This is a genomic window from Lysobacter sp. ISL-50, assembly GCF_018612875.1.
In the GTDB taxonomy this organism is placed as follows: Bacteria; Pseudomonadota; Gammaproteobacteria; order Xanthomonadales; family Xanthomonadaceae; genus Lysobacter.
The window spans coordinates 244,086-270,845 of the sequence record NZ_JAGGRI010000017.1 but is presented as its reverse complement, the minus strand read 5'-3'; the positions used below and the strand labels follow the sequence as shown (position 1 = coordinate 270,845).

Sequence of the window (26,760 nt, the reverse complement as noted above, 5' to 3'; positions counted from 1 at the left end):
GCTTGTGGAAGTACAGCGCTGCGGAGTTGCGGTGAACTCCGACCAGATCGGCGGCTGTGCGAGCCGTGACTTGGGCGACAAACAGCTCGACCAGCTTGAACTGGTCTTTTTTGCTTATCCGACAACGACTTATCGCCATTTCTCATCCTAGATCGAATCCTTATCTAGGACAGCCCCAAAGCGAAAGCGAGGGTATTGGGTTTCCGGCCCAATGGACGCCCATCTGCATTGACCCCACGGGAACCTATGCCCGCGGATCTGCGATTCTTCTGCCATGACGAACCTTCGCGGCTTCAGCGCCTCAGCCTTCGCCTGAGTACGTATCAACCGCGTAAGTACGGCGCGAAAACTTTTTAACAATGCTTGCCTTGAGCCAACCCTCACGGCCTCTTTGCGAAAGGTCCGGGATAGTCCTAACGGTCAATTTCAGGTTAAGACGCCGACCAGCCGAAGTCCTCGCAGGAGCCGCCATGAGCGCTACGTCGCACCCTTTGACGCGCACGGCCCAGGTGGTCGGATTCTTCCTGAAATATCGCAGCTCGGGAGTGTTTACCGGGCTCGATTGGGATCAGGCGACGGATGAAGACATCCCTATACCTGAAGAGGGAAAGCCCGCGGATTTCGTTCGCGATCTGGAGGCGCTTGGACCGACCTTCATCAAGATCGGTCAAGCCTTGTCCACCCGGCCGGATATGGTCCCTCCCACCTATCTGGCGGCCTTGGAGCGCATGCAGGACGAGGTGACCGCGGTGGATGCCGCCACGATCGAAGCCGTGATCGAAACGGAGCTGGGCGTGCGCTTGCATGCGGTGTTTCCCGAATTCGATCCCAACCCGCTGGGCTGTGCGTCGTTGGGCCAGGTACATCGGGCCGTCTTGCGCGACGGCCGCGAGGTAGCCGTCAAAGTGCAGCGGCCCAACGTCGCGCAAGAGATCCGCAACGACCTGGACACATTGCAGATGCTGGCGTCGACAGCCGACCACAACACTCAGGTGGGTCGCCGGCTGCACTTCTCGGATTGGGTTCAAGAGTTTCGCAAGGCGCTGCTGGACGAACTGGATTACCGGTTGGAGGCCGATCATCTTGAACGCTTCGGCCACCATCTGGCCAAGTACCCGACGCTGATGGTGCCGCAACCCCTGCGGGATCTGTGCGGCGCCCGGGTGTTGACGATGCAGTTGGTGAAGGGCTGCAAAGTAACCGAGCCGTTGGGATTGCGGCGAACCGAGCACAACCTGCGGCCCATCGTGATCGACCTGTTGCGCGGCTACCTGGATCAGATGTTCGTCCATGGCGAACTGCACGCCGATCCGCATCCGGGCAACCTGCTGCTCACGCCCGACCACCGTCTGGCCATCTTCGATCTGGGCATGGTGGCGCATATTCCGCCGAAGCTGCGCGGCCGGCTATTGAAGCTGGTTTTCGCGGCCGTGGATGGACGAGGCGAGTCAGTGGCCGATGAGCTGATCGCCCTGGGCGTGCGCCTGGAGGACTTCGACGAAGGCCGTTTCGTCCGCGAAGTGGGACAGCATATCGCGCGCTACGCGGCGCACAGTCACGCCCAGGCGTGGTCGGAAGGCCGGCTGTTGCTGCACCTGAGCCGGCTGAGCGCGCTGTGCGGTTTGCGTACGCCACCGGAGTTCAATCTTCTGGCCAAGACGCTCTTGAATCTGGAAACCGTTTGCGTTGCATTGGACCCGGACCTGAGCGTTAAGGCGGCGGTCGAGGATCACCTGCAGAAGTTGCTGCGAGACAGACTGTTGCAGTCGCTGTCGCCGTCCAATCTGGCCACCGAGGCGATCGACCTGCAGTCGCTGTTGCAGGAAGCGCCGCGGAAGGTCGGCAACGTGCTGTCGCTGCTGGCTGAGAACCGGCTGCAGGTGCGCATCACCGGCTGGCAGGACTCGGCGTTGATGGAGAATCTGCAGAAGATAGCCAACCGCATCGCGGCAGGCATTGTGATCGCGGCGCTCCTGATCTCCAGCACGATGCTCCTGCGTTCGGGCATCGGCCCGTTTCTGTTCGGCTACCCCGCGTTTGCATTGGTATTGTTCCTGATCGCGGCCGGGTTGGGACTGACGATGGTGGTCAGCGCGCTGCGTAACGACAAGAAACCCGGGCCTCGCGAAGAGCGGGGGACACGGTCCTGACGGGTTTGGATGGCACCGAGGTGGAGGTTCGACGCGCGCTGGCGGCTTGACAGCCGATAGGCATGCCTGGACCCTTGGCGGCATGAATATCGATGTCGAGAAGCTCAGCCTGCGGGAACTGACCGCCCTTTTAGTCGCCGCGGAGAAGCGGAGGCAGTGGATATCCAGCCGCAACTCCGTCGCCACGGTGCGTCGAAAAGTGGTCGCACTCGCCGCTCAGTCCGGCTATACGATCGAGGAACTTTATGGCGATCAGCCGGTTACCGAGATTGCCGCCAAGAAACGGGGCGCGCGGCGAAAGCCGGGCAAGGTAGCCGCCAAGTATCGCGACCCGGATAACAAGCGCAATACCTGGTCGGGCCGCGGGCGGATGCCACGGTGGCTGGCCCAGAAGACGAAGCATGGCCGGAGCGTCACTGACTTCCTGATCCCCGGCCTCGGAAGACCCACCGCGCGCAAGAGCAGCACAATAGGCCGACGGACGCTCGTCAAGCAGGGCTGACACAGAGTCCTTCATCCAGGCCGAGCCGCGAAGCGGCTTCGGCTTGATTCATGAATCAATTCGATCTGAGTTGCTCTACGCTCTCTGGCGAAAGCCGGAGCAAGGTATTCAGATAGGTGTCGATACAGCTGATCAGGGCTGGCCTGGGCCCATTTCGCCAAGCCTGTGATGCATAGAATTCCGCTTGCTGCTCGTCCAAATGAGCGCGGCCCTTATAAGCCCGGATGAGATATCGGGTTTCCCGCTCATGGTCAGACTGCCCATAAGCGACGACGTCCATTCCATAGGCGCGAATCATCGGGATCGCATCCTCCACCATTACTTTGTCGAAGGTGGCTGCGGCGTCCTCCTTGAGCAGATACGTGCGGATTTCGATCAGCATCGGAGGCTTCCTCGTAGTCGAAAATTGACTCGCGCGTTCATCGTGTCCACGAACACTGTCATCGCCATCAGCCCGGCGTCACTTCGTCCGCGAGATCGCCGCTCGACTCGCCCGCGGCTGGAATACCGAGCGCGGCGATGATCAGTCGCGCCGCCTCGGCCGCGGCTTGATCGATGTCGACCCTATCCTCGGCCGTCACCGTGGCCGCGCCCAATTCCTTGATCGCGCCGACAAGCGCAATGGCGGTCAGGCTGAAATCCCGCGCCGGAGCGCGCGCAGCCGCAATCAAGTCCTGCGCCTGACGCGCGATCAACTCGGCGAAGGCCCGATGCGATGCGCGGCGATGCCGTTCCATGTCGACGCTTACCCCCACCGACTCCACGTAAGAGATGCGTGCCAGCCTTGGGTCTGCCGTGATCGTATGCAGGTAAGCGCGCACGCCGACCTGCGCGCGCACGGCCAAGTCGAGCGGCGCCGCGTTCGTGGCGGCCTCGGCCGCGGCCAGTGCGCGCTGGTTCACTTCGTCGTACAGGACGAACAGCAACTCTTCCTTGCGCGCGAACTCCTCATAGAAATTGCGCGTGGATATCGCCGCTGAAACGCATAGCTGCTCGATCGAGGTGTTGACGTAGCCACGGTCGGCGAAGGCCTCCAGGGCCGCAAGCAGCAACCGATCTCGGCGCTCCTTGCGACGCTGGGTGCTTGTGCGGTTGCGATAGCGGCGGCCGTCCATTGACGGCTCCTCGGCGGATTTTTCCGACGCAGCGCGAGAAATCTGGTCAGAGATCTTGCCAGAACGATGCGGCATGGGCTATGCACTCGCTTGAACTGGTAATGATGATTTCCAGTTTAGCCCGGAGTCGATCGAGGTCAACCGCAGTCTCACCTTGGGAGGAATCATCGATGAAGTTCCGTCTCGTTGCAGCCATCGTCGTGCTGTTTTCATCCGTCCTCGCACTCCAGCCAGCGGCCGCCGCGAATCGCGGCCTCAACGACTGGAACTGCCAGCCTTCTGCCGCCCATCCCGAACCTGTCGTGCTGGTCCATGGCCTGGGCGCCAACCAATACGTCAACTGGGCCTATATGGGGCCGAACATCGCCGCCGCGGGCCACTGCGCGTTCACCGTGTCCTACGGCGAGGGCGCATTCTGGATCCCGGGCATTCGGCCGATGGCCGACAGCGCGGTGCAGCTATCGGATTTTGTCGACCGCGTACTCGCGGCCACTGGTGCGCAGAAGGTCAACATCGTCGGCCACTCCGAAGGCACGACGGTGCCGGCCTATTACATCAAGTACGCCGGTGGCGATCAGAAGGTCAAGCAGATGATCGGCTTCGCGCCCAATTACAAAGGCACCACCTTGTACGGCCTCAACCAATTGGTGCACGGCCTGACGAGCATCGCCCCTTACCTGGGCACGGCGTTCTATGACGGCGTTTGCGCCGCGTGTCTCGAATATCTACCGCCGAGCGCATTCCTCGACGAACTCAACCTCGGCGGAAGCGCGGCGGTGCCCGGCGTGCAATACACCAATATCGCCACGCGCTACGACCATACCGTGATCCCTTACACCAGCGGCTTCATGGGCGTCGCGAACGCACGCGATGTGGTGCTGCAGGACGAGTGCGGAGCCGACTTCAGCAGCCACATCGGCATGGCGATCTCGCCCAACGTGCTTAACCGGGTGTTGAACGCGCTCGATCCCCAGGTGCCCAAGACTTGCGTGCCCTATTGGCCGCTTGGCCTTTGACACGCGCAGCGCCGCTGGAGGTAGCCGGGGCCGGACCGGTCCCGGCAGCCGATATTTGCAGTACGCCGGAGCAAGCACGTTGAAGAAGATGCTGCGCCGGCACCACGATCATGACGTCATGTGGATGCGCTGACGCTTGAATTGAGCCGAGCCGCAAAGCGGCTCGGCTTCAATGAACTGTCGGGTCGCAATCCGCGCGGCGCAGAAACACGAATGGATGCCGCCGACGATAGGCAACTATCCCAACCATCCACTGGCAGCCTCATCCGACTTCCACGTTTCGTCGGTTTTGCCATGCGTTGTTCAGGCCAGACAGCAGGGTGACTACTGGGCGATCAGAGGCGCTACGATCGCGGCAGGATAACTTCCACGCGCCGATTTCCAGCGCGGGCATCAGGATCGTCGTTGCCGTTGGGTGCTGGTTGGGCGCGACGGGATCGGCTTCGCCGTAACCCCTGGCGTCGAGGCGTTCGACCGGCACGCCGTTTGCCGCCATCCAATTCTTCACCGCTTCGGCACGACGTCTGGACAGAGCGAGGTTGCAGGCGTCGTCGCCCTTCTCGTTCGTACAGCCCTTGAGGAGCACCGTGCCGCGGGTCTTTCCGATCAGTTCCGCCAGCGACGGCGCCTTGGGAGGCGATCCGTGGGCAACCGACCGGCGATCGCCACCGTGGCGCTCGTATTGTCAGCTCTCACCGGCATGCTTCAGCCACCACGGCTCCGCTACGTCTATTGCGAGTTGGTTGATCTGCGCCGCGATGGTGGCTGGACTGTCTGGATGTCCACGAAACTCCCCGCCACTTGTCGGCCCGAATGAGAACCAATGATCTCCGAAGAGATCCTTTGCGCCAAGACGCGCCTGCTCCCTGGTGGAGGAGACGCGTAAATCTTTCGGCGCGGCCTCTTTATTGAAGTAAACGTTCGTTCGCAGCTTGTCGGCGAAGGAAATGTTTACGCAAAAACTTCCGCCCGAGGAGAAAAACTGGAAGTTGATGAGGCTTACAAAGCCGTCTGTGTCCCTGTACAGGTTCGGAAAGCTCCCCTTGAAGCCGATCTTCCTCAGGAATGGAAGGCAGATCGTCTTGAGGGCCGATTCCATCGATTGGCGGTCAGAGTTCATTAGAGCTGACACCTGAGTTAAGCCGGGCCGCGGAGCGGCTTCGGCATGAATACTTCATCGGCATGAATACTTCATCTGCCATCACGAGCGGCCTGGGAACAGGGCCGCGCTGAGAATCTTCGTGCGACGGAGATCAGACCTGAGTCTGGCGTCGAAGCGGCGTCGAAGGAGGGCCCGCCGTCATGCTCCCTCTTTCGCCGCCAACGACGCAAGGATGCGTGCGCGGCAGACCTCCAGGATCTCGTCCGCCAAGGGCGAGTCGTCCGGGCAGACGCGCGACAGGATCAGGGCGCCGACCGCGTGGGCGAAGGTATCGATCATCGCGTGCCGCTCGGCCTTGCGATCGTCTGGTTCCGCGGCCTCGTCGCGCCGGAACGCCGCCAGGCTGCTTTCGATGCCTTCCGAAAACGTCGCCTTGATGTCCCGGGATTGGCGCGCGGCGTCGCCGCCGAGCGCGGCCATCGTGCAGCCTGCGCCGCGGGCATCGCGGTGCTCGCGCGAGAGGTATTGCGCGACGAACTCCTGCAGTTCCAGGCCGCCGCTGTCGGCCACGCGTTGCGAAATGCCGCTGGCGGCCGCTTCGGCCATCAGGTCGGCCTTGGAGCGGAAGTGCTTGTAAAAGCCCCCATGGGTGAAACCCGCGGCCGCCATCAACTCGGCCACGCCCACACCGTCGTAGCCGCGCTCCCTGAATAGGACTGCGGCGGTCGCGACGATGCGCGCCCGGTTCTCTTGAGCCTGTGCCTTGGTGACCTTCACTGCCGAACCTCGGCTGGAAACGGGCTCCAGTGTCTCATTGATGACGATCATAATCAAAGTGTTGACATTTTAGATTATGATCATCATCATTGATTGCCGGGGTAGCTCGGTTGCGACCGCCCCTCTCCCGAACGATGCAGCGCCCGCCCTCCCAAACCAGGGCGGCACCGCTGCCCACGACCCGCCCACTGAGGCTAGAGATATGACTCAACAAAATACCGGCGTCGCCGTGGTGACTGGCGCCTCTTCCGGCATCGGCCTCGCGACCGCCCGGGCGCTGGCCCGGGCCGGCTACCGCGTGTTCGGAACCAGCCGCAAGCCGGCAACCGGCTCGCCGGGGGTGAGCATGCTGGTGTGCGACGTCACCGACGAGACTTCGGTGCAGGCGCTGATCGCGGAGGTAATGCGGCAAACGGGCCGGATCGAGCTGGTGGTCAACAATGCCGGCATCGGCCTGCTGGGCGGCGCGGAGGAATCCTCGATCGCGCAGGTCCAGCGCCTGTTCGACGTCAACGTCTACGGCGTGGCGCGCGTCGTCAATGCCGTGTTGCCGGTGATGCGCAAACAACGCAGCGGCCGGATCATCAACATGAGCTCCATCCTCGGCCTGATCCCCGCCCCGTTCAACGCCTACTACGCGTCCACCAAGCACGCCATCGAAGGCTATACGGAATCGCTGGATCACGAGCTGCGCGCCTTCGGGGTCCGCGCCGTGCTCGTCGAGCCCGGCGTCACGCGCACCTCCTTCGAGGAAAACCTCACGCGCGTGGACCGCCCTTTGCCGGAATACGCCGACGAACGCCTGCGCACCGAAAATCTGATGCGCAAGTGGATGGAGTCGGGCGATCCGGTCGAGATCGTCGCCGATACCGTGGTCAAGGCGGCGACGGCCGCGAAACCGAAGCTGCGCTACTCCGCCGGCAAGCAATCGCATCAAGTCCGAGCCCTGCGCCGCTTCATGCCGGAGCGCCTGGTCGACAGCATGCTGCGCAAGGTCAACGAGTTCCGCTGATCGACGACAGCTCGTTAAAAACAACAAGACATCACCATATCAGCGGTTCGCCGCACGATCACGGCGAACACGCGTGAGCAACCACATATGCGCGTGTCGAATCACGAATCGCGCCGAACAATCAAAGTATTTGTAGCGCCTCGAACGCGGACGAAGAAATTGCCATCGCGCAAGCGCGCCAAGACTCGATGGTTGGATGCCGTCAATCCACCCTGCGCGCTCTTCGCCATCGCAAACCGCAACGGCAAGCGAGCTGTCGGGACGCAATCATCATGGCCGACCAAGCCATTCTCGAGTTCGAAGCGCTGGCCGATCCACCCCGACCAGGAACCGACGCCCGCATGCTACGAGCGCTACGGCTTTCGCATGACGCCCATGCGCGCGGACCTCGCCCATCACGATGGTGAGCGGATCAAGCTCGACCTGTTCTATCAGCAGCGGTACGGCGCGAGCGTCGAAGCGACGTACTGGAGCCGCGCCACCATCGAAGCGGCTTTGCGGCTGGGCGGAAACGGCATTGGCCGTCCGCGCGGATCGTCCGCGGAAACACCTCGGATGTCGCAGTCGTCAACCTCGCCCGCAGGAATCAAGCCGGCGGCGATCAGGTTTCGAATCCGCTGGCATGGGTACGGATCAATCTCGTTGAAGTACGCAGGCTGAATCACTGCGTGATCGATCGGATAAAGCTGTCGACGCAAAGCCACTCGCCCGACGGTGAGTTTCAGTGAGCAGCGCACCCCATGCAGCGTTCGGCGACCCAGATCGCGGACTCAATCAGGCGATCAGGCGTACATCGTCAGGTGAGCCGACTGGTTCACTACCGTTGCTACTGGAGCTGGCTATGAGCCGCAGCCGTTGCCTACCGCGTATCGTGTCTACGTCCCTCGCTGTGTTTGTCCTGGCAAGCCCCGCACTGACTTCAGCGCAACCGATCGACATGGGCACGCTGGGTGGAAACGTATGCTTGGCAAGCAGCACCAACGACGCGGGCGCCGCGATCGGTACCTGCCGAAACCCGGAGGGGGATTTGGTGACGGCCTACTGGGCTCCGACAACGGGGCCTGTGCCGTTAGCGGCGCTGGCCGCCGATGACCCTTGCGATGCGGCCGATATCAATAACGCCAGCGTCATTGTCGGCAATTGCGAACTGGGAGCCGCAGGCGAATGGTTCCCTGTCGTATGGACAGCATCCATTCCAGGTGGCGCACCGACACAACTCAAGGCGATAGCCAATCATGCCAAGGCCATCGCCTGGCAGATCAATCAGGCCGGTGTCGTCGCAGGATCGAGCGTCGCTGCCGATGGTTCCGCCACCGCGGTGATCTGGATGGCGGGCTCGCGCACTCCCACCCGTTTGCCTGAGCTGGGTTTGCTTCCCCCTCTGATCCCCAGCACCACCGAATGCGTTATCTCGGACATGGATAACACCGATCAACCCGTGGTCGCAGGTATATGCGGGCTACGCGACGGCGGAACCGTCGCGGTTCGCTGGAGCCCTGGCTTGTTCGGATACGCAGCCACGGTATTGCCGAGAGTTCCCGGCGGTTCCAACTGCGTGGTCGCGGCGATCAATTCCAGCCATCGTGTTGCAGGTACATGCGAAACCGACGATGGCGATGTGGTGGCCGTTCGCTGGGAATCGGACGGAACGTCGGTTACTTATCTCGATTACCTCCAGGCCGCCGGCGTATCACGGCAGCAACTCGTTGCCGTAGACATGAACGAAGCGGGCATCGTCCTTGGGAACTACTTGACGGACGATGGACTGGCCCGGTCCTTCGTCTGGGTGCCCTCGGGGATTCCCGATCAGGAGGAGGCCCTGGACATCGGCACCCTGGGCGGTCCGTGGATCAAGGCCGTCGATATCGCCGACAACGGAAGCGTCGTGGGAACTGCTCAATCATCCAGCGGCTTAAGCCGGGCATTCGTATGGACACCCACCACCGGACTGCAGGGACTCGGCACCCTGGGCGGTTTCGCCAGTCAGAGCATCGCGCTTAGCGACGATGGGTCCAAGCTGATAGGCAATAGCCAGATCGCTTCCGGGCATGTCCATGCATTCATGGTGGGAGGACCCAATCGAAACATTCTGCATCCGAAAAGCAACACGGCCTTGGCCGCAGCCAACGTAGTGGTCAAGGCGACGGAGCTTCGCAACCTTGTCAAGGACAAGATCGACGCGCTCAATCCGGACGCAAAGGAATTCGTCACTGGCGTCATCGAGAAAGCCAAAGCACTTCGACCAAAGACCGGTGAAAGACCGAATTTGCAAGAGCTTAGCCGGAGCGGCGACGAAGTCGCGCAGAAGCACAGAGCACTTTCCGAAGATGCCAAGGAAAGCCTCAAATCCAACTTCCCGAAGGTTCATGCGATGTTCTAGCGCGAACCTGTTTTTCGGTTGATCCCAGCGGGGCTTTGCGGCTTGCCGTCCGCTTCGGAAGTCGCCAAGGAACGGCCCGCGATCTCCGGCCAAACGGCGCGATGCCTCGGCACGTGCGCGCCGGCGGCCTTGGAGGCAAGGCGATGGCCGCGGCGGCCACTTGGCGCGCCGCATGCAGGTTATTGCGACGACGACGTTGCGCCAATCATATAGGATCGGCACAACGCAGCCCGCCATAGCCGTGCAGACTGGCTGCACTTCGCTCGCATGTACGCCGCCGGCAGACTCGAAGATCATCCGCCATGCAACGACAAACGATTTTCATGTGGACTGGGGCCAGTGCATGGTGGCTGCTCACCGGACTCGTATGGACAGGGCAGATGCATGAAGCTTTCTCAGGTCAGGTTGCCTCGTCCTACCTGTTACGCACCGAAATGGCCAAAGCCACGCTGTGGATTCCATTCACCATGTTTCTCTTCTGGTGGGTGGGCCGCCATCCCATGGAGCGCGGCAGCATGCTTCGATCCATCGGGTGGCTGACCGTCGCTGTAGCTGGAATCGTAGTGATGCGCGCGTTATGCGTGGCGGCGTTCAATCCGTGGATAGGCTGGCATACGCAACTTCCAAGCTGGTCCGCGCTGTTGCGCACGAGCTTTCTCAGCAACGTGCTCACTGCCTGGATGATCATCGGCGTAGCGCATGCGCTCCTGTTCGCGCGGCGTGAACGGCTGCGCCAACAGCAGCACGCCGAGCTGCACTCACAGCTGTCCCAGGCGCGCTTCGAAGCGCTGGCGGCACGGCTCGATCCGCACTTCCTGTTCAATGCGCTCCACTCCATCAGCGAAGTCATGCATCGCGACGTGGCGGCGGCCGACCGAATGGTGGTGGGGCTGGGCGGCCTGCTGCGCCAAAGCATCGACGGCGGAGCGACGCAACAGACCACCCTGGGCGAGCAGATCGAATTGGTCGAAGATTATGTGGCGATCGAACAGGTGCGCCTGGGGCCGCGGCTGTGTTTCCATCTGGACGTGGACGAATCACTATCTTCGGTTGTGGTGCCGCGACTGTTGCTGCAACCCCTCGTGGAGAATGCGATCCGTTATGCTGTTGTTCCGCGGCTGAAGCCTGGCAGCATCCGGGTAACCGCGCAGCGTCATGAGAACCGCTTAATTCTCGAAGTTTGCGATGACGGAAGCGGCGAAGCGGCGGCGACGCCGGGGCATGGCGTGGGACTGGCGAGCACGCGCGCGCGCTTGCAATGCCTCTACGGCGACGACTTCCGCTTCGAGGTGGAGACTTCGCTTCGCAGCGGAACCTGTGTGCACATAGACATCCCCATGCAACAGCTCTCGGAGACGGAATGAACGGGCGTATTCGAGCGATCTTGGCGGATGACGAGCCAATGGCCCTTATGCGGCTTTCGCGCCTGCTGCGCGAGGAGGATGGCATCGAGGTCGTCGCGGAATGCGGGGACGGCACTTCGGCCTTGGCGGCACTTAGCGCGCACTGCCCGGATGTCGCCTTTCTCGATATCCACATGCCCGGAATGGATGGGCTATCTGTTTCAGCTAGCGTCGTCGCGAATGGCGCATGCGTCGTTTTCGTGACCGCTCACTCCGAACACGCCGTCCACGCGTTTGAGGCCGACGCTGTCGATTATTTGCTCAAACCATTCACGACTCGGCGCCTGCAAGCCGCGCTGGCGCGTTTACGGGCGCGCTTGACCGCACGCAGACCCGCCTTTCCTGAGCGCCTTTCGTTGCAGGCGGGCGCGCGTTTGCGCTCGATATCGGTACAGACCATAGATTCGCTGATAGCAAGCGCGAATTACGTCGAGGTGCATAGTGGAAATGAGCGATTCCTGACTCGCGAAACACTTTCCGCGATCGAGACCAGACTGGATCCCACGCAGTTCGTGCGCATACATCGCTCACGCGTGATCCGCATCGGTGCCGTGCGAGATATGGAAGTTTTGCCATCAGGGCAGTACCTCCTGCGTCTGCACAACGGACAGAAGCTATCCGGTGGCCGCAGCTATCGCGACCGGTTGCGAAAGGCACTTGGAATTTCGGGTCTTTAAGCATCCGACGTTTCATGGCTTGAGCTCAGTCGGAATCAATCGGGCTCGCCGATCTACCGATTTACCGCTGGAGGTGACCTAGGGATTCGGCCAAGTCAACCGAGCGCCTGACGCTCACCTTCGAATTCAGGTCGTTCGTCCCAAATGGCTTGCCCGGGCCTGAGAAGCGCGATTCGATATGGATTATTGAACCCATAACGCTGCCGCACGGGAACTGAGATGAATCGACGGATCTTCCTGGGAACGTGCGCATCGATTGCAAGCGCAGTCACCCTGTCTGCTTGCGGCATGGCGCTGAGCAAGAGCGTGTCGGCGCCGGATGCGGCGAGATTCGCCGCACTTCGCCGCTTTGCCGAGACTCCTTATGGACGCATTGCGTATGTCGAGAAGGGGAGAGGCGCGACAGCGTTGTTCCTCCATGGCCTACCGTTGAACGGGTTCCATTGGCGCGGCTCGCTTGAGCTGCTCCGGCTCCATCGGCGATGCATCGCACCGGACTTCATGGGGCTGGGTTATACGCAAGCCCCCGAGAAACAGGACCTGTCTCCCCAGGCGCAGGCGGACATGCTGGTGGCGTTTCTCGACGCTCTCGCGATCTCCTGTGTCGATCTGGTTGCCAACGACAGCGGCGGGACGATCGCGCAGCTTCTCGCGACTCAGCACCCGGAGCGGGTTCGCACGATGCTTTTGACAAATTGCGATGTACACGAGAATTGTCCACCCGCGCAGATGCGCAACTCCATAAACGCCGCCAAGGCCGGCACGTATGACCAGAAGATGCAGCGACATTTAGATGATCGCGCATACGCGCGGTCGGATAAGGGCATCGTCGGCTCTACCTACATGGATCCGATGAAGGTCACGGATGAAACGCTTGAGTACTATTTCTCTCCGCTCGTAGCATCCCCGCTACGCAAGTCGCAACTGAATCGATATCTGGTGGCGCTCGACCCCAATCCCTTGCTCGCGGTCGAGGCGGCTCTGCGTCGGCTGAGCACGCCAACACGAATGCTATGGGGCACGGCTGACCCGCTCTTCCCCGCCTCGTGGGCGATATGGCTCGACAAGACCCTGCCTGGATCTCGTGGCATTCGGCTGGTGGAAGGAGGAAAGCTGTTCTGGCCAGAGGAGATGCCGGAGGTGGTCGCCGAAGAGGCGCGTGCGCTTTGGGGCGTCTGACGCCGCAGCGTTGGACGAAAAAAGGAACCCGCCTTCGCTGAAAATAGGTTTATAGGATTTTGAAAGCGTTAGTGATGCGCAGATTTTCGCGACAGTTCCCGACGGCCCGTTGCCAGTCGATGCTCAATCCCGCATATCCATGCGCGAACGTAGGAGGTAATCGATGGACCCGATCGAGGTCGCCTGCAACTGCGGTGCGGTCACCGCGCGCCTGGACGCACAGCCCCTGCAGCAGTTCTATTGCCATTGCGACGACTGCCAGCGAGCATCGGGCAGTCCCTACGTGGCGATCGCGCTTTTCCCGGCAGCGTCAGTACGCGTGCATGGAGAAACGGTTGCGTGGACATTGAGAACGCTACCGCGCCATCGCTGTCCTGTTTGCGGCATCCAGATATTCGGCGAGGTTCCCGGCGGAGAAATCATCGGAATCCGCGCCGAGCGGTTGCCACCCGACCTGTTCCAGCCGGCGTTCCACATCCATTGCCGCTACGCGCGGTTGCCTGTCCAGGACGCGCTGCCGCACTACGCGGGACTGCCGCCACTGTTCGGCGGCAACGATGAACGCGTGGCCTGGTGAGCGATGTCGCGCCGAACGCGTTGAACCCTTGGCCTCGCCTGGAGGGCAGCGGGAATCCTGCGCGTGAATTGCATTTCAGGAAGGCCGGCCGAGTTTGGCGGGCTTTTTCAAGTCGCTGCCTGTAACTCAGCCGGCCTGCCGATTGCGTGCTCGTCGCCGCCGCTTGGTCTAGTAATCCGCCGGATTCGCGCTGAAGGTCACCGGCACGCTCACCTCCACGCAGCCGTTCGGCGGCAACACCACGCTGCCCATGCTGACACTGTTGTCGCCGACCGCACCGCCGCTGGCGGGACAGGTGCCCGCCACCGCGCCGCTGCCGGCGCACGACCACGGCCCGGACAGGCGCACGCCGTTGGGCAAGGTGTCGGCGATGGTCGCGCCGTTGGCGGCGTCGGGCCCGGCGTTGCACGCGGTCAGCACATAGGTGCCCGAGGCGCCGGGCGTGTAACTGGCGGCGTTGTCGGTTTTGCGCAGCGACAAGGCGGTGCATACCGCGTCCACCGACGCGCTGGCGCTGTTGTTGGCGTTGCCGCCCGGCGCGGGCGTGTTGAAGCCGCTCTGCGCCGACGCGCCCTCGGCCACCGGCGCGCGCGCCGAAATCGTCGCGGTGTTGGCGATCGCCGCGCATTGCCCGGCGCCCAAGGTCGCGGTGATGGCGTAGGTCAGCCGTCCGCCCGCGTTGCCGGCGGTGCCGGCCGGCAGGGTCGGCGTGCCGACGATGGCGCCGGTGCCGCTGGCGGCGGGACAGGTCGCCCCGCCGCTGGCCGCGCAGGTCCAGGAGGTAAAGGTCAGCCCGGCCGGCACTGCGTCGGCGAGATTCACTGGCGCGTCGTGAGCGGTGGCGTCGCCGACGACCGGGCGCGAGGTGTTGTTGAAGAAATCGACGGTGAACTGGGTGGTGCCGCCCGGGGTCGGGGTCGCGTTGCTGACGGTCTTGGTCGTGGCCAGATCGACATCGTTGTCTGCGATGGTCATCGTCGCGCCGACCTGCGCCGCCGCGGTGCAGGTCGAGGTCGAACTCAGGGTGTAGGAACCCGGGGTCGGCTGCACGCTGAAGGTCACCGTCTCGTTGTCCTCGATGACGTTGTCGTCGACGACCGTGATCGGAATCGGAAAGGTCTGGTTGTCGTAAGTGCCGGCCGGGATGACCACGTTGACCTGGGTCGCGGTACCGTTGTTGACGGTGTAATCGCTGCCGACCGTAGCGGTACCGCCGGTGATCTGGATCGGCACGGTGATGCCGCCGGCCGGCACGGTGCCGATCACCCGCAACTGCGGCAGGCTGCCGGGCGTGCCTTCGCGCACCGTGTAGGTGGTCGGGTCGAATTCCAGGTAAGGGGTCAGGGTGACCTGGATCTCGTCGAGGAAGTTGCCCGAGGAGATGTTGCCCAGCGCGCTGCTGACTGCGGCGAATCCCAACTGTTGTACGCCGCTGGTGCCCGAATAGGTGAAGGTGCCGCTGTAATCGCGCCAGCCGTTGACGGTGCCGCCGATGGTCAACGTGCCCACGCTGGCGAACGACGGCGTGCCGCCGACGTTGATCCGGTCGGTGCCGTTGTTGGTGGTGCCGATGCGCGCGACCTGGGTGGTGATGACCGAACTGGTGCTGCCGCTGGCGTTGATGCCGAAGTCCATCACGTCCGGCACCGTGGCCGAATCGCGGCCGCGGTGGCTCAGCCGCCAATTGATCACCTCGCCGTTGGTCATGCACACGTTCTGGAACACGCGCGAGGCGGTGAAGGCATTGAGTTCGGCGTGCTGCTTGCCGGTGCGCGCGGTGACGCCCAACGCGCCGTTGTTCCATAACTCCAGCACCCGTCCGCTGGCCGGATTCGGAGTGACGCCGCAGCCGCCGGCGGTCTGGGTGATTTCGGTGGTGTTCCAACCGGTCACCTGATCGGGGCCGACATAGAAGCCGACGCAGCCCGCGGTGACCATGTTCGGGGTCTCGAACCCCAGATTGACGAAGGTGCGCTGCACCTGCGCAGGGGCGGCAAAACTGGCGGCGGCCAGCACCGCGGCCCCCAGCAATCGCGGGTAGCGCCGCGACGGCGCTGCCGTCGGACCATAATTGCTCGGCATAGATATCCCCAAAGATGGAGTCATTGGCCCCGATTCGCGGATGCCGGACACGCCAAGCGCGTTTTTACGCTTTCCTGGCCAAGAAAAATGTACTGCAAGTCAAAGCGGCAGACATCCCTCAACATTGCCGGCCAGCGGTAAATTGCGCCCCCACGACGGCCCCGCGTCGCTGACGAGTGAAACCGGCCACAAGCTCAGGCTCAGGCTAAGCATCGTGTCCACTGACCCTTTGATTCTACGCGGGCCGAAAAGCGCAGATGCATCCCGCCATGGCTCCTAGCGGGCTGCCGTGAGTTTACGCTGGTTTCGCGGCAGACTGGAGCAGTCGATGCCCGCTGGCGGCCAGATGCGAATATCCGTCGTTACCCAGACTTGGCCGCTACCCTTTAGTCAGAACGCTGTCCGCCCTTTCGCCCGTCCTGCGTTTGCCAACAGTAGAACCACTCGCGAGCGCCCCATCCCGCGGCGCACGGGATCGCCTTGGTTGGGGACGCTTGCGCATGGCTAAGCCCTCGGCAGTCTTGATCAAGGTGCGCGGCGATGGCCACGCGCTAACCAATGCCCTTTCCTCTGCCGAAGGCTGGCGCGTCGAGCCCATTTTGACCGTGCCCGGGCGCGATGCAGACGGTAATGCGCTCGCGGCCGGCGCGGGCGATCCGTCGACTTGGCTGCGCCTGGAATCGTCGAGCGCCGCCGACAACCCGTGGGACACCGCGCACGCGCTGTTCACTGCCAAGAGCCCCTTCGCCATGGCCGGGGCAATCGGCCAGTTGGAAGCCGTCGAGCCGGACGTCGCACAGCAATGGACCCCGGACAACGACACCGACGGTCCCGATCTGCGCCTCTCCGCTGGCAACCCATGCGCGTTCGAGGACCAGACCGATCAGGGCGGACGCGCGAAGGGACCAGGATTGGCGTGGCATCTCGACGGTCCGTTCGCGGACCTGAGGGCTGCGCATACGCGCGTCGGCGACAAGCAGCGCGCCATCTGCATCGCACACCTGGACACCGGCTACGACGCCTCCCACTGCACGCGGCCGCGGCACCTGCGCACCGACCTGCAGCGCAACTTCGTAAAAAACGAAAACCCTAACGACGCCACCGACCAAGTGCCACCCGGCTCGGAGATGGTCCGCAACCGCGGTCACGGCACCGGCACGCTCGGCCTGCTTGCGGGCGGGGCGATCGCCCCGCTGCCGCCGCAGTGGCAAGGATTCGCCGGCGATATCGGCGGCGCACCGGAGGTCGACGTCATACCGATCCGCATCGCCGATTGGGTCGTGCGCTTCACCGTGGGGACGATGGTGCAGGGCTTCGACTGGGCTCGCATTCACGGCGCGAATGTTCTGTCCATGAGCATGGGCGGCGTGGCATCGAATGCGCTGGTAGATGCGGTGAACCTCGCCTATGAGTCGGGCCTGGTGATGGTCACCGCGGCCGGCAACAACTTTGCCAAGCTGCCGACGCCGAAGACTACGGTGTTCCCCGCGCGCTTCCGCCGCGTCCTGTCCGCATGCGGCGTGATGGCCGACGGCCGCCCCTACACCGGTCTCGACTTCCGCACGATGCAAGGCAACCATGGTCCCGCCGAAAAAATGCGTACATCGCTGGGTGCGTTCACGCCCAATACGCCCTGGGCCAAGCGGGGTTGCGGGCATATCGTCGACATGGACGGTGCGGGCACGTCGGCGGCGACGCCGCAGATCGCCGCCGCCGCTGCGCTGTGGCTGGCGGAACACTGGACTACGGTAAGCCAATACCCCCAAGCGTGGATGCGCGTGGAGGCCGTGCGGCAGGCCTTGTTCGCCACCGCCGCCAAGACCACCGCGCAGATGAACGCCCAACGCGCATTCGAAACGATCGGCCAGGGCGTTCTGCGCGCGCAGGCGGCATTGGACGCGCGGCCTCTCAAGGCCTCGCAACTGACGAAGCTGCCGCCCGCCCAGGCGTCTTGGTCCTGGATCAACGTGCTGTTCGGCCAAGGCGGAGTGAGCCTCGCGCGGCGCATGCCGCCAGCGCAGCGCGACATGCTCGCACTCGAGCTTACGCAGATGGCGCAGCGCGTGCGCGCAGTCGACGAGGCGATCGACGATCCCGAATGTCCGGCTGAAGAAATCCCGCCCGCGGCACGCAGCCGATATCTCGAAGCCGCGCTCGCGCAGGGCAATCCATCGAAACCGCTCAGGGTCGCGCTCGAATCGCTGCTCGGCAAGACGAGCGCAAGCAAGCCTGCGCGCCCCACCAGCAATCGTCCGGTGCGCCGTGGCGCGCGTCCGCTCGCCCCGCCAAAGCGCCGTCTGCGCGTCTATGCGCTGGACCCCAGCCTCGGCCGCCGTCTGGCGTCGCGCGCGCTACGCGAAATCGTGCTCACCCTGCCGTGGGACGACGCCCCGGCGGCGCGCGACGCCCTGAAGCCCGGCCCGGTCGGCGAATACCTCGAAGTCGTCGACATCGATCCCGCATCCGGGAAGATCTACGACCCCGTCGATCTCAACCACCCCTATCTGCTTGCCCAGGACGGGCTCGCCCCCTCGGAAGGCAGCCCTCAGTTCCATCAGCAGATGGTCTACGCGGTCGCGATGACGACCATCGGCCACTTTGAACTCGCCCTCGGCCGCCCGGCGTTGTGGGCCGCGAGGGACAGGACCGAGACCCGCCGCCTGCGCCTGTATCCGCACGCCTTGCGCGACGAGAACGCCTACTACAGCCCCGAGAAACGCGCGATATTGTTCGGCTACTTCCAGGCGCGCTCAAGCCGCAGCGACAGCGTCGCGCCGGGCTCGATGGTATTCACCTGCCTGTCCAGCGACATCATCGCGCACGAGATGACGCACGCCCTGCTGGACGGTCTGCACCGTCGCTTCGAGGAGGCCTCTAATCCCGATGTCGTGGCCTTCCATGAAGCCTTCGCCGACATCGTGGCGCTGTTCCAGCACTTCACGATCACCGAACTGGTCCGCTACGAGATAGCCCAGGCGCGCGGCAACCTTACCGCGGCAAGGCTACTGGGCGGACTGGCGAAGGAGTTTGGCGAAGGCGCCAACCGTCGCGGCCCACTGCGCGACTATGTCGGTCCAGACGTTGCGAAGCTCGATTACGCAAACACCCTCGAACCCCATGCGCGCGGCTCGATCCTGGTCCATGCGGTGTACGACGCCTTCATCAGTGTCGTTGCGCGCCGCACCGCGGACCTGGTGCGCATCGCCACCGGAGGAACCGGCGAACTCCCGGCCGGCGCGCTGCATCCCGACCTCGTCGCCCGACTGTCGTCCGAAACCTGCGAAACGGCCGCCGATTTCCTCCAGATGTGCATCCGTGCGCTCGACTACTGTCCGCCAGTGGACATCACTTTCGGCGAATACCTGCGCGCGATCGTCACCGCCGACCGCGACCTCGACGCGGAGGATCGCTACGGCTACCGCATTGCGATCATGGAAGCCTTCGCCGAGCGCGGCATCCTGCCCTCCGGTGTACGCACGATTTCGGAAGAGACGCTGGCGTGGGGGACGTTCGACGAAGCCAGGCCCGCGTGGCTGGAAGATGTCCTCAAGAGCGTCGAGATCCCCTGGAACAAGGAACTGGACCGATCGCAGATCTTTACGCTGAGCGAGCAGAACCGTTGGCGGGTTTGGCGCGCGCTGCGCAAGGTGTTCGTCGCGCACCCGGAGGTTCTGGAGGAGTTCGGCCTCGCGCCCAGCGTCCCGCGTTACAACCCGGACGGCACCCTCCTCGGCAAGTCCAAAACCGGCGAGACCACTTTCGAAGTCCACAATGTGCGCCTCGCCCGCCGCCTGGCGCCTGACGGGTCGTTCCGCACCGAGATCGTCGCGGTGATTACGCAACGCCAGCCTCTATTCCGCGATCCCGGCGACCGGAGCAAAGGATTCACCTGGTTCCGCGGCGGCGCCACGCTGATCCTCGATCCGCGCGAAGGCAGGCGCGAGATCCGCTACAGCATCCTCAAGAACAGCGCGAGCGCATCGCGTCAGCAGCGCCAGCGCGAGACCATGAGCCGCGGCTACCTGTCGCCGCTGCGCGAACTGTATTTCGGCGGCGACACCACCGAACCCTTCGCGCTGATCCATGCCGACCGGGAGACGACGCATGGCCGCTAAAAAGGCAGGTCGGAAGAAGGCCCGGCGCACTGCGAGCCATGCTCCCGCGCAGGCCACGGTGCGCTTCTACTGCCATGGCATCGGCGACTGCCACCTGCTGCGCTTCGACAAGGATAACGGCGACCCGTTCTGGGTGCTGATCGACTGCGGCATCCACACGTCGATTTCCGGCGGCCGCGCCAAGATCGACGCGATCGTCGCCGACATCGCGTCGGTGACCAACCATCTGGATGTCGTCGTCGGCACGCACGAGCATTGGGATCACCTCTCCGGGTTCCACACCGCGCGCGAGGCATTCTCCAACCTTTCGGTGGGCGAAGTCTGGCTGGGCTGGACCGAGAACCCGGACGACGAACAAGCGCGAGCGCTGGACAAGTTCAAAGGCAAGGCGCTGGCGGCGCTGCAAGGCACGCAAGTTCGCTTGGCCGGCGCGAAGGCGCCGCATTTGGCGGCGGTGCGTAACGGCGTGGACAGCCTGATGGGGTTCCACTTCGGCCTCGAAGGCGAAAAGGTGCGCGCCGCCCGCAATGCCCTGGAGGCCATGGCCAGCAAAAAGGTACGTTACCTCGAACCGTCGAAGCCTCCGCTGACCTTTCCAGGCCTGCCCAATCTACGCGTCTATGTGCTGGGTCCACCACGCGACGAGGACCTGATCAAGGTGCGCGAACGCAAGAGCGAAATGTATGGCCTGGGCGCCGCGACCGCGCGCGCCGACGCGCTGATCAGCGCCATCCAGTCCGAAGACGCCGACGAAGCAGACGACGACGCCCCCTTCGAGCCGAACATGGGCGCCGACCTGGCGACCTTGCTGGGCGGCACCGCGTCACCGAACGACGACGCTGAGAAACGCACCCGCGACCTGTTGCACGCGCACTATCTGGATGCTCCGGAACGCCGAATCGACGCCGACTGGCTTGGCGCCAGCGCCGAGCTCGCCATCCAGCTCGATGACCGCACAAACAACTCGAGCCTGGTGCTCGCCTTTGAATTCATCGACACCGGTCGCGTGCTGCTGTTCACCGCCGACGCGCAAGTGGGCAATTGGCTCAGTTGGCAGGACGTCGCGTGGAATCGCGGCGATGCCAAGGTCACGGGCCCCGATCTCCTCGCCCGCACCGTACTGCTCAAAGTCGGGCACCACGGCAGCGCGAACGCCACGCTGGAGGAGAAGGGCCTGGAACTGATGAACGACCCTGACCTTACGGCCTTCATCCCGACGAACAAGAAGGACGCGAAGAAGGTGCATTGGGGCGCCATGCCGTTCGATGAAATCGTCGATGCCTTGCACGCGCACGCCGGCAAGCGTTTGATCCGCGCCGACGACCCGTGGCCGCAGCATGCCGCAGGCGCGCGAGTTCCATTCAAGGCCCCCTCGGGGTCTGTCAGGGCGGTTCGGCGGAGCGACGAGCCGGGGTTATGGGTGGAAATGGAAGTCGCATGACAGGGACGAGATGCGACGGATTCGCAGGGTGAGACTCGGAACTGTCTGCGCGCAACCTGGTGGCTCGGCGGCGCGGTCGCAGCGCTTTCGCAAGCCGCTGACGTTGGCGGCTGCTTGCCCGAGAGAAGACCCTCAGCGCTTAACGTTCGACGCTTTCAAAGGCCCAAAGGCCACGTTGCTTCACTATCAGACGCGATCCTTCGCCGCCGAGACGCCCGCCTGGTGAGCGCAATGCGCGCAGCAGAAGAAGCTATTGTCGTGTTCGATGCCGTGACCGATGATGCGGCAATCGCAATGCGCGCAACGCGGCGCCATTGCGTGAATGGCGCACTCGAACGAATCGAATGTGCCATTGCGACCGGGCATGGAGACGACGAAAGCTTTGTCGTAGACGTTTCCGCAAACCTCGCACGTGGCCATACAAAACTCCTTTGTGTCGGACGAGTATTCGAATCGAAATCGGATATCAGCGCGCAAATCGCCGATCCGCGGAATGGATCGGCCGGACCTCAAGAATTTCGTCGACCCACAGGTACGATGTTTTGCTTTCTATATTGAGATCGTCCAATCGCAAAACGGCGTTGACTCCCTCATTTCCGGCCGGGTCGAGGAACGTTTGCAGGCTCGGGCGGGCCGTAACGACGCCGATCTGACGGCTGCCGTCGATCAAGGTCAGATCGACTTGTCCCTCATCCGGCAGTTGCTCGATCAACAGACTCAATCGGCGAACGTGGGAAGGGTCGGTATATACGCGGTTGGCAAGCTTGGTCATTTTCGCGACTCTCCCGACAAAGGTGGGAGGAATGAAACCTTTGCCAAGGCGTTTCCGCCTTTGCACGACGCTACGCGCAATGAAGTTAAGATTGGGCCAGTGTGGTGTTAGGGCGCAGATGCTTGATTCATCGTCGCACGCGGTGGACGCGGGCCCTCGGCAAAGGCAGTGCCCGAGGCGATCGCCCCTGAGCACCTGCACCGGCGGTGCCGAGGTGGCGTCATGTCCGGCCAGGCCTCGACCCGTCGCCCAGCGCCACCCACTGGCTCGTAATGCGCCTCCCGCATTACGGCGTTTTGAGAGCCCGTCCACGCGACCGAGGCCGCAGGCCGCGACACCGTGCGCAGGCGACGCGGCGCGCTCAGAATCCGCGTGAGATTCCGACCATCATCGACACCGAGCCGTCCGTATCGGGCTCGATCAACGGACTGTTCTTGATCGCGCCGGGCAACCGGCTGTATTTGACGAAGCCCATGAGCGACCACTTCTCGCCGACCGGCTGGAAGTAACCGATGCCCACATGCGCAATCGTGACCGAGCCGGGCTTGTAATCGACGACGCCGCGCGCGACTTCTTCGTCCAGGGTGCCGTAGTAATAGTTGGCCATGTCCTTGGATATCCACGTGATGCCGATGTCCGGCGTCAACATGCCCTTTCCGAGCTGGATCGGGTAGCCGTATTTCAAACTGACTTCTTGACCGCCGCTGGTGTCGGTGGCGTCAGCGAGCACTTGAGCTTCCAACTCTCCGGCGTGGCCGCTCCACTTCATCGCCAGCCCCAGGTCGAAGCTCTTGTCGCGGTCTTTCAGACTGCGGTAATCGATTCCGTTGCGGGCGAGTTCGCGCTTGCCCAGATCGTCGACCTCGAATCCGTCGAAGCGGAACTTGCCCACGGCAGACAATTCGAGCGCATCGTTGTTCCAAAGCCGCCAACCGGCGGAGATCCCGCGGAAGTAAAACCGCTCGCCCTGGTAGCTCAGCATGGGAACCGGCATGACCCGGGTACCCTCGCCCGCATAAGGGCTGTCGGATACCACCGCGGCGAGGCCCACGCCCCAACGTGGCGGTTGCCGATCCCAGGCGTCCTCGGGCGCCCCCGCTTGTGCCGACGCATCCAACGACAGGCCGAGCAGCAGCGCGGGCCACAGTAGTTTTTTCATGGGAAGCCTGACCTTCTCGAGTAATGGAGAGCCTCGTTCGCGACCGGCCGCGCCGTATCGGCGCGGGTGCGAACGACCCCGTCAGGTTGAAGCGGCGATGTCGCCGAAATGTCGCGTCCGGCCGCGCGGGCTTAACAGCCGATGTACCGCGGCCGGTGCCGGCCGGTACCGTACCGCGCGCTCGGGCGGCTCAGAGCACGACGACGCTCGCGCCCAGGTCGAGCTCGGCGCGCGTGCCGCCGCTGGTGGTCTCGATGACCAGCTTCCAGCCGAACCGGTCGCAGATGCGACCGATCAGGAACATTCCCAGGCCCTGGCCGCGGATGGGCGCGGCGTGACGCAGGGAGTCCCGGTAACGTCGCGCCGCCTCCACCGGATCAAAGCCGCTGCCCGAATCGGCAACCGACACCACGCCGTCGCTCAGTGCGATCTCGACGTAGCCCGCGGTGGTGTTCTCGATGGCGTTGCGAACCAGGTTGCTGACGGCGATGCGGACCATCGCCTCGGGCGCGGCGACGACGGCGGGATCGAGATCGCCGAGCCGCAGTTGCGCCGCCTTGCCGCGCAACAGGTGTTCGTGATCTTGCATCAGCCGCGGCAACAGTTCGTGCAGCGCGGTGAATTCGACCGCGTCGGCGTCGGGATCGGGCTCGCGCGCCAAGTACAGCAGCGCGACCATGGTTTCCGACAGGTTCTCGACCGCGTGCTCGATCCGCGTCAAGGCCGGCCTCGATGCGTCCGACAGTCCGATCTGCTTGAGCACGTCGAGCGCGCCGGAGATGACCGCGATCGGCGTGCGGAACTCGTGACTGGCCTGATCGAGCAGGCTGCGCTCGCGCTCGATGAAGCGCTCGACCCGCTCCAGGTGCGCGTTGCTGGCCTGCGCGATGATCTGCAATTCTTCGTGCCGGTAAGTCGTCGGCAACCGCTGGCCGACCGCGCCGGGGTCCATCGACCGCATACGGCCAGCCAGATCGCGCACCGGGCGCACCAGGTTGGCGTGCAACCAGGCGATCGAGCCGGCGATAAGCACGAGCAAGGCCAACGCCCAGACTCCGCTCACGATCGCATCGTGGTTCTGCTGCTCCTCCAGAGCGGTGATGTCGACCAGGGTAATGAGCCGTCCTGGCGGCAAGTCTTCGATGAGTGCGTGAAAGCGCATGTCGGTATCGATGTCGAGCTCATCGCCCTCGGTCGAGTAATAGCCCGGCGGCAAATCGATCAGATAGTCCGGCGCGCTCGCCCCCGCGCGCCGGTCCTCGACGTACCAGGCCTTGACCAGTCCGCTGGTCGGAAGCGCCACGTCGCGCCCGCGCCGCACGCGCCCGGCGTAATCGGCCGAGAGCGAGCGCAGGATATCGGCCCAGTTTTTGTGCTCAAGCAGCAGCTGGCTGTTGTAGGCCTGGATCGACAGGGCGACCAGCATGACCAGGCCGAACACGATGAACGACGCGCTGATCCACAAGTGCACGCTGCGCGGCCGCGCCCCCGCCGATGCGGAGGCATTCATACGAACAGCCTGTAGCCCGATCCCGGCACCGTATGCAGCAGCGGTTGCTCCGAGTCGAGCTGGATCGCCTTGCGCAGCACGTGCATGTGCGAGCGCAGCAGGTCCGTTCCGGGCGGCCGGTCGCCCCATGCCGTGCGCTCCAGGCGCGCGCGCGTCACCATGTTCGGGCTCTCGCGCATCAACAATTCGAGCAGGCGACGCCCGGTACGCGACAGCACAATCCGGCGTTCGCCGCGATGGGCCTCCATCGTGCCCAGATTGAAGCGCAGATCGCCGACCACGAGTGCGTCTTCGGGCGCCGCCGACTGCATGCGCCGGGACACCAGCGAGCGCAGGCGCACTTCGATCTCGGGCAAGGCCACCGGCTTGACCAGATAGTCGTCGAGACCGGCCTCAAAGCCGTCGATCTTGTCGGCGAGCTGGTCGCGCGCCGTCAGCATGATCACGGGCACTTTTTTCTTGGCCTCGCCCCTGAGCCGGCGCAACACGGTCAGGCCGTCCAGCCGCGGCAGGTTCCAGTCGAGCACGATGGCGTCGTAGTCCTTGGACGAGGCCAGATGCAATCCGGACTGCCCGTCCGGCGCGGCGTCGAGCTGATGTCCGCAGCCTTCCAGGTAATCGTAGAGGTTCGCCGCCAGTTGCGCGTTGTCTTCGACGATCAGTATCGATAGGGATTGCTTGGTCACGGATCACCCGCTGTGGTCGAACGGCCGGCGAGACTATGGCGTCGCGTTGCTTTGCCGCGGCCGGGCTAGGCCAGGGCCGAGGCGCCCGCGCGCTCGGCCCACCCTAGCATGGCGTACACGGACCAGAGCGCGAGTCCGACGGCAGTCCAGTTCAGCAGCATCCTGAGCAGGACGTAGGCGGCGCGCCGGCGTTTCTTGAACGCCAGCGCGCGTTCGCGCCACGGTGCGATCACCGCGAACAACCGACTCACCGCACCGCGCTCGTCCTCGGCGGTGTTCGCCACGCGCATCGCCGCCGGAATCGCGCAGTACAGCCCGTTGAAGGCGCGGCCGAACAGGTTCATCGGCCGATCGACGTCGCACATCAGGATCAGCCGGCGCCGGCGGCTGGCGTTGACCGCGTAATGGGGATAGGTCTCGTCGAACACAAAGTCCTTGCCGTCGCGCCAGATCAGCCGGCGGCCATCCACCTCGATAAAGCAACGCTCGCAGCCCGGCGCGTCCAGACCGAGGTGATAGCGCAGCGAACAGGCCAGCGGATCGGCGTGCAGGCTCAGTTCCGCCTCCGGCGGCAGCACCGAGAACATCGCGGCGCGGATGCCCGGCACCGCCTCCAGCAACTCGACCGTCCGCGGGCACAGCCGCCGCGCCGAGGCATGCGGCTCGCCGTACCACTTCAGATAGAACTTACGCCAGCCGCGCTTGTAGAAGGTGCGAAAGCCCAGGTCATGGTAGCCCGCCGATCCCGGCAGCGCGGTCGCGTCAAGCTCGCCGGCGTCGAGCAAGGCGATCGCCTCGCCGCGGATCTCCGGCCAGTGCGCGCGCAGCCGATCGATGCCAGGCAGGTAGTCCGCGTCCAGCACCGCGCGCCGGGTCGAGCGTCGCGTGGCCATGTACAGCAGACAATTGAACGGCGCGAACACCGGCCAGCTCTTGCGCAGGTATTGGCTGAAGCTGCGATATCGGACACGGCCGCGCCAGCGGTACACGTAGGCGACCGATGCGGCGATGTAGGACACGATCAGCAGGGTGGCGATGGCGCTGAAGCTCATGGGAGGTCTCGCTGCCCGGGCGATACGGACTCGTTCGGTTCCGTCGCGCGGAG

Annotated in this window: 24 protein-coding genes and 1 pseudogene; 12 read left to right on the top strand and 13 right to left on the bottom strand. The window is 63.9% G+C overall.

Translation table 11 applies throughout. The features are described from left to right. A pseudogene (locus tag J7J50_RS24790) lies at positions 1-139 on the bottom strand (IS1595 family transposase); the annotation flags it as partial. 331 nt (positions 140-470) lie between these two features. Here J7J50_RS24790 and J7J50_RS11140 point away from each other — a divergent pair. Beyond that, entirely contained in the window at positions 471-2,150 is a 1,680-nt protein-coding gene (locus J7J50_RS11140) for an AarF/UbiB family protein (RefSeq protein ID WP_215055948.1), read from the top strand. A gap of 82 nt (positions 2,151-2,232) precedes the next feature. After that, a complete protein-coding gene (locus J7J50_RS11135) occupies positions 2,233-2,652 on the top strand; it encodes an H-NS histone family protein (protein WP_215055947.1) in 420 nt (139 codons plus the stop codon). 55 nt (positions 2,653-2,707) lie between these two features. On the opposite strand, the gene J7J50_RS11130 is transcribed toward J7J50_RS11135, so the two are convergent. Both J7J50_RS11130 and J7J50_RS11125 read right to left on the bottom strand, forming a co-directional pair. Next, the gene (locus J7J50_RS11130) at positions 2,708-3,034 is read right to left on the bottom strand and encodes an NIPSNAP family protein (protein ID WP_215055946.1); all 327 of its coding nucleotides are present in this window, start codon (positions 3,032-3,034) and stop codon (positions 2,708-2,710) included. Between the two features lie 67 nt (positions 3,035-3,101). Beyond that, on the bottom strand, positions 3,102-3,842 hold the full coding sequence (locus tag J7J50_RS11125; protein ID WP_215055945.1) for a TetR/AcrR family transcriptional regulator: 741 nt from the start codon (positions 3,840-3,842) through the stop codon (positions 3,102-3,104). 95 nt (positions 3,843-3,937) lie between these two features. Between J7J50_RS11125 and J7J50_RS11120 the strand changes: the two genes are divergently transcribed. After that, a complete protein-coding gene (locus J7J50_RS11120) occupies positions 3,938-4,783 on the top strand; it encodes an alpha/beta fold hydrolase (protein WP_215055944.1) in 846 nt (281 codons plus the stop codon). Between the two features lie 262 nt (positions 4,784-5,045). Here J7J50_RS11120 and J7J50_RS11115 read toward each other — a convergent pair whose 3' ends face one another. From J7J50_RS11115 to J7J50_RS11105, 3 genes are all read right to left on the bottom strand, one after another. After that, positions 5,046-5,369 (bottom strand): OmpA family protein, encoded by a 324-nt coding sequence (locus J7J50_RS11115; protein ID WP_215055943.1) that lies wholly within the window; start codon positions 5,367-5,369, stop codon positions 5,046-5,048. Between the two features lie 99 nt (positions 5,370-5,468). Continuing rightward, positions 5,469-5,903 carry a DUF4304 domain-containing protein gene (locus tag J7J50_RS11110; protein ID WP_215055942.1) on the bottom strand — a complete coding sequence of 145 codons (435 nt, stop codon included), beginning with the start codon at positions 5,901-5,903 and terminating at the stop codon, positions 5,469-5,471. A gap of 180 nt (positions 5,904-6,083) precedes the next feature. After that, positions 6,084-6,662: a TetR family transcriptional regulator gene (locus tag J7J50_RS11105; RefSeq protein WP_215055961.1), complete on the bottom strand. Its 579-nt coding sequence runs from the start codon at positions 6,660-6,662 to the stop codon at positions 6,084-6,086. Between the two features lie 76 nt (positions 6,663-6,738). Between J7J50_RS11105 and J7J50_RS11100 the strand changes: the two genes are divergently transcribed. The 7 genes from J7J50_RS11100 to J7J50_RS11070 all read left to right on the top strand — a co-directional run bounded on the left by J7J50_RS11100 (position 6,739) and on the right by J7J50_RS11070 (position 13,890). Beyond that, on the top strand, positions 6,739-7,674 hold the full coding sequence (locus tag J7J50_RS11100; protein ID WP_251047351.1) for an oxidoreductase: 936 nt from the start codon (positions 6,739-6,741) through the stop codon (positions 7,672-7,674). Positions 7,675-7,761: 87 nt separating this feature from the next. Next, complete coding sequence (locus tag J7J50_RS11095) at positions 7,762-8,334, top strand: hypothetical protein (RefSeq protein ID WP_215055941.1); 573 nt, start codon at positions 7,762-7,764, stop codon at positions 8,332-8,334. Between the two features lie 304 nt (positions 8,335-8,638). Continuing rightward, positions 8,639-10,054 carry a hypothetical protein gene (locus J7J50_RS11090; RefSeq protein ID WP_215055940.1) on the top strand — a complete coding sequence of 472 codons (1,416 nt, stop codon included), beginning with the start codon at positions 8,639-8,641 and terminating at the stop codon, positions 10,052-10,054. 302 nt (positions 10,055-10,356) lie between these two features. Continuing rightward, complete coding sequence (locus tag J7J50_RS11085; RefSeq protein ID WP_215055939.1) at positions 10,357-11,418, top strand: histidine kinase; 1,062 nt, start codon at positions 10,357-10,359, stop codon at positions 11,416-11,418. Further along, positions 11,415-12,134, top strand: a complete 720-nt coding sequence (locus J7J50_RS11080) for a LytTR family DNA-binding domain-containing protein (protein ID WP_215055938.1) — start codon at positions 11,415-11,417, stop codon at positions 12,132-12,134. Before J7J50_RS11085 ends, J7J50_RS11080 begins: the two co-directional genes overlap by 4 nt. A 219-nt stretch (positions 12,135-12,353) precedes the next feature. Next, on the top strand, positions 12,354-13,313 hold the full coding sequence (locus J7J50_RS11075) for an alpha/beta hydrolase (protein WP_215055937.1): 960 nt from the start codon (positions 12,354-12,356) through the stop codon (positions 13,311-13,313). A gap of 163 nt (positions 13,314-13,476) precedes the next feature. Continuing rightward, entirely contained in the window at positions 13,477-13,890 is a 414-nt protein-coding gene (locus J7J50_RS11070) for a GFA family protein (protein ID WP_215055936.1), read from the top strand. A gap of 168 nt (positions 13,891-14,058) precedes the next feature. On the opposite strand, the gene J7J50_RS11065 is transcribed toward J7J50_RS11070, so the two are convergent. Beyond that, positions 14,059-15,972, bottom strand: coding sequence for a Calx-beta domain-containing protein (locus J7J50_RS11065; RefSeq protein WP_215055935.1), 1,914 nt, complete (start codon positions 15,970-15,972; stop codon positions 14,059-14,061). Between the two features lie 500 nt (positions 15,973-16,472). On the opposite strand from J7J50_RS11065, the gene J7J50_RS11060 reads away from it, so the two are divergent. Beyond that, positions 16,473-20,087 (top strand): S8 family serine peptidase, encoded by a 3,615-nt coding sequence (locus J7J50_RS11060; protein WP_215055934.1) that lies wholly within the window; start codon positions 16,473-16,475, stop codon positions 20,085-20,087. Next, positions 20,077-21,528: a hypothetical protein gene (locus tag J7J50_RS11055; RefSeq protein ID WP_215055933.1), complete on the top strand. Its 1,452-nt coding sequence runs from the start codon at positions 20,077-20,079 to the stop codon at positions 21,526-21,528. Before J7J50_RS11060 ends, J7J50_RS11055 begins: the two co-directional genes overlap by 11 nt. Before the next feature lie 186 nt (positions 21,529-21,714). Here J7J50_RS11055 and J7J50_RS11050 read toward each other — a convergent pair whose 3' ends face one another. From J7J50_RS11050 to J7J50_RS11030, 6 genes are all read right to left on the bottom strand, one after another. Then, positions 21,715-21,948 (bottom strand): hypothetical protein, encoded by a 234-nt coding sequence (locus J7J50_RS11050; RefSeq protein ID WP_215055932.1) that lies wholly within the window; start codon positions 21,946-21,948, stop codon positions 21,715-21,717. Between the two features lie 46 nt (positions 21,949-21,994). Next, the gene (locus J7J50_RS11045; protein ID WP_215055931.1) at positions 21,995-22,300 is read right to left on the bottom strand and encodes a DUF3247 family protein; all 306 of its coding nucleotides are present in this window, start codon (positions 22,298-22,300) and stop codon (positions 21,995-21,997) included. A 361-nt stretch (positions 22,301-22,661) separates the two neighbouring features. After that, positions 22,662-23,459 (bottom strand): MipA/OmpV family protein, encoded by a 798-nt coding sequence (locus J7J50_RS11040; RefSeq protein WP_215055930.1) that lies wholly within the window; start codon positions 23,457-23,459, stop codon positions 22,662-22,664. A 190-nt stretch (positions 23,460-23,649) separates the two neighbouring features. Further along, on the bottom strand, positions 23,650-24,411 hold the full coding sequence (locus J7J50_RS24785; protein WP_251044410.1) for a HAMP domain-containing sensor histidine kinase: 762 nt from the start codon (positions 24,409-24,411) through the stop codon (positions 23,650-23,652). Positions 24,412-24,965: 554 nt separating this feature from the next. Continuing rightward, entirely contained in the window at positions 24,966-25,655 is a 690-nt protein-coding gene (locus J7J50_RS24780) for a response regulator transcription factor (RefSeq protein WP_343222482.1), read from the bottom strand. A gap of 65 nt (positions 25,656-25,720) precedes the next feature. Continuing rightward, positions 25,721-26,707, bottom strand: a complete 987-nt coding sequence (locus tag J7J50_RS11030; protein WP_215055928.1) for an aspartyl/asparaginyl beta-hydroxylase domain-containing protein — start codon at positions 26,705-26,707, stop codon at positions 25,721-25,723. Between the last annotated feature and the right edge of the window lie 53 nt (positions 26,708-26,760).

Excerpts from the sequence above, each read along its gene's own strand:
- J7J50_RS11140 (WP_215055948.1), top strand. The coding sequence starts at position 471 with ATGAGCGCTACGTCGCACCCTTTGACGCGCACGGCCCAGGTGGTCGGA.
- J7J50_RS11135 (WP_215055947.1), top strand. The coding sequence starts at position 2,233 with ATGAATATCGATGTCGAGAAGCTCAGCCTGCGGGAACTGACCGCCCTT.
- J7J50_RS11130 (WP_215055946.1), bottom strand. The coding sequence starts at position 3,034 with ATGCTGATCGAAATCCGCACGTATCTGCTCAAGGAGGACGCCGCAGCC.
- J7J50_RS11125 (WP_215055945.1), bottom strand. The coding sequence starts at position 3,842 with ATGCCGCATCGTTCTGGCAAGATCTCTGACCAGATTTCTCGCGCTGCG.
- J7J50_RS11120 (WP_215055944.1), top strand. The coding sequence starts at position 3,938 with ATGAAGTTCCGTCTCGTTGCAGCCATCGTCGTGCTGTTTTCATCCGTC.
- J7J50_RS11110 (WP_215055942.1), bottom strand. The coding sequence starts at position 5,903 with ATGAACTCTGACCGCCAATCGATGGAATCGGCCCTCAAGACGATCTGC.
- J7J50_RS11100 (WP_251047351.1), top strand. The coding sequence starts at position 6,739 with ATGATCATCATCATTGATTGCCGGGGTAGCTCGGTTGCGACCGCCCCT.
- J7J50_RS11095 (WP_215055941.1), top strand. The coding sequence starts at position 7,762 with ATGCGCGTGTCGAATCACGAATCGCGCCGAACAATCAAAGTATTTGTA.
- J7J50_RS11085 (WP_215055939.1), top strand. The coding sequence starts at position 10,357 with ATGCAACGACAAACGATTTTCATGTGGACTGGGGCCAGTGCATGGTGG.
- J7J50_RS11080 (WP_215055938.1), top strand. The coding sequence starts at position 11,415 with ATGAACGGGCGTATTCGAGCGATCTTGGCGGATGACGAGCCAATGGCC.
- J7J50_RS11075 (WP_215055937.1), top strand. The coding sequence starts at position 12,354 with ATGAATCGACGGATCTTCCTGGGAACGTGCGCATCGATTGCAAGCGCA.
- J7J50_RS11070 (WP_215055936.1), top strand. The coding sequence starts at position 13,477 with ATGGACCCGATCGAGGTCGCCTGCAACTGCGGTGCGGTCACCGCGCGC.
- J7J50_RS11065 (WP_215055935.1), bottom strand. The coding sequence starts at position 15,972 with ATGCCGAGCAATTATGGTCCGACGGCAGCGCCGTCGCGGCGCTACCCG.
- J7J50_RS11060 (WP_215055934.1), top strand. The coding sequence starts at position 16,473 with ATGGCTAAGCCCTCGGCAGTCTTGATCAAGGTGCGCGGCGATGGCCAC.
- J7J50_RS11055 (WP_215055933.1), top strand. The coding sequence starts at position 20,077 with ATGGCCGCTAAAAAGGCAGGTCGGAAGAAGGCCCGGCGCACTGCGAGC.
- J7J50_RS11050 (WP_215055932.1), bottom strand. The coding sequence starts at position 21,948 with ATGGCCACGTGCGAGGTTTGCGGAAACGTCTACGACAAAGCTTTCGTC.
- J7J50_RS11045 (WP_215055931.1), bottom strand. The coding sequence starts at position 22,300 with ATGACCAAGCTTGCCAACCGCGTATATACCGACCCTTCCCACGTTCGC.
- J7J50_RS11040 (WP_215055930.1), bottom strand. The coding sequence starts at position 23,459 with ATGAAAAAACTACTGTGGCCCGCGCTGCTGCTCGGCCTGTCGTTGGAT.
- J7J50_RS24785 (WP_251044410.1), bottom strand. The coding sequence starts at position 24,411 with ATGGACCCCGGCGCGGTCGGCCAGCGGTTGCCGACGACTTACCGGCAC.
- J7J50_RS11030 (WP_215055928.1), bottom strand. The coding sequence starts at position 26,707 with ATGAGCTTCAGCGCCATCGCCACCCTGCTGATCGTGTCCTACATCGCC.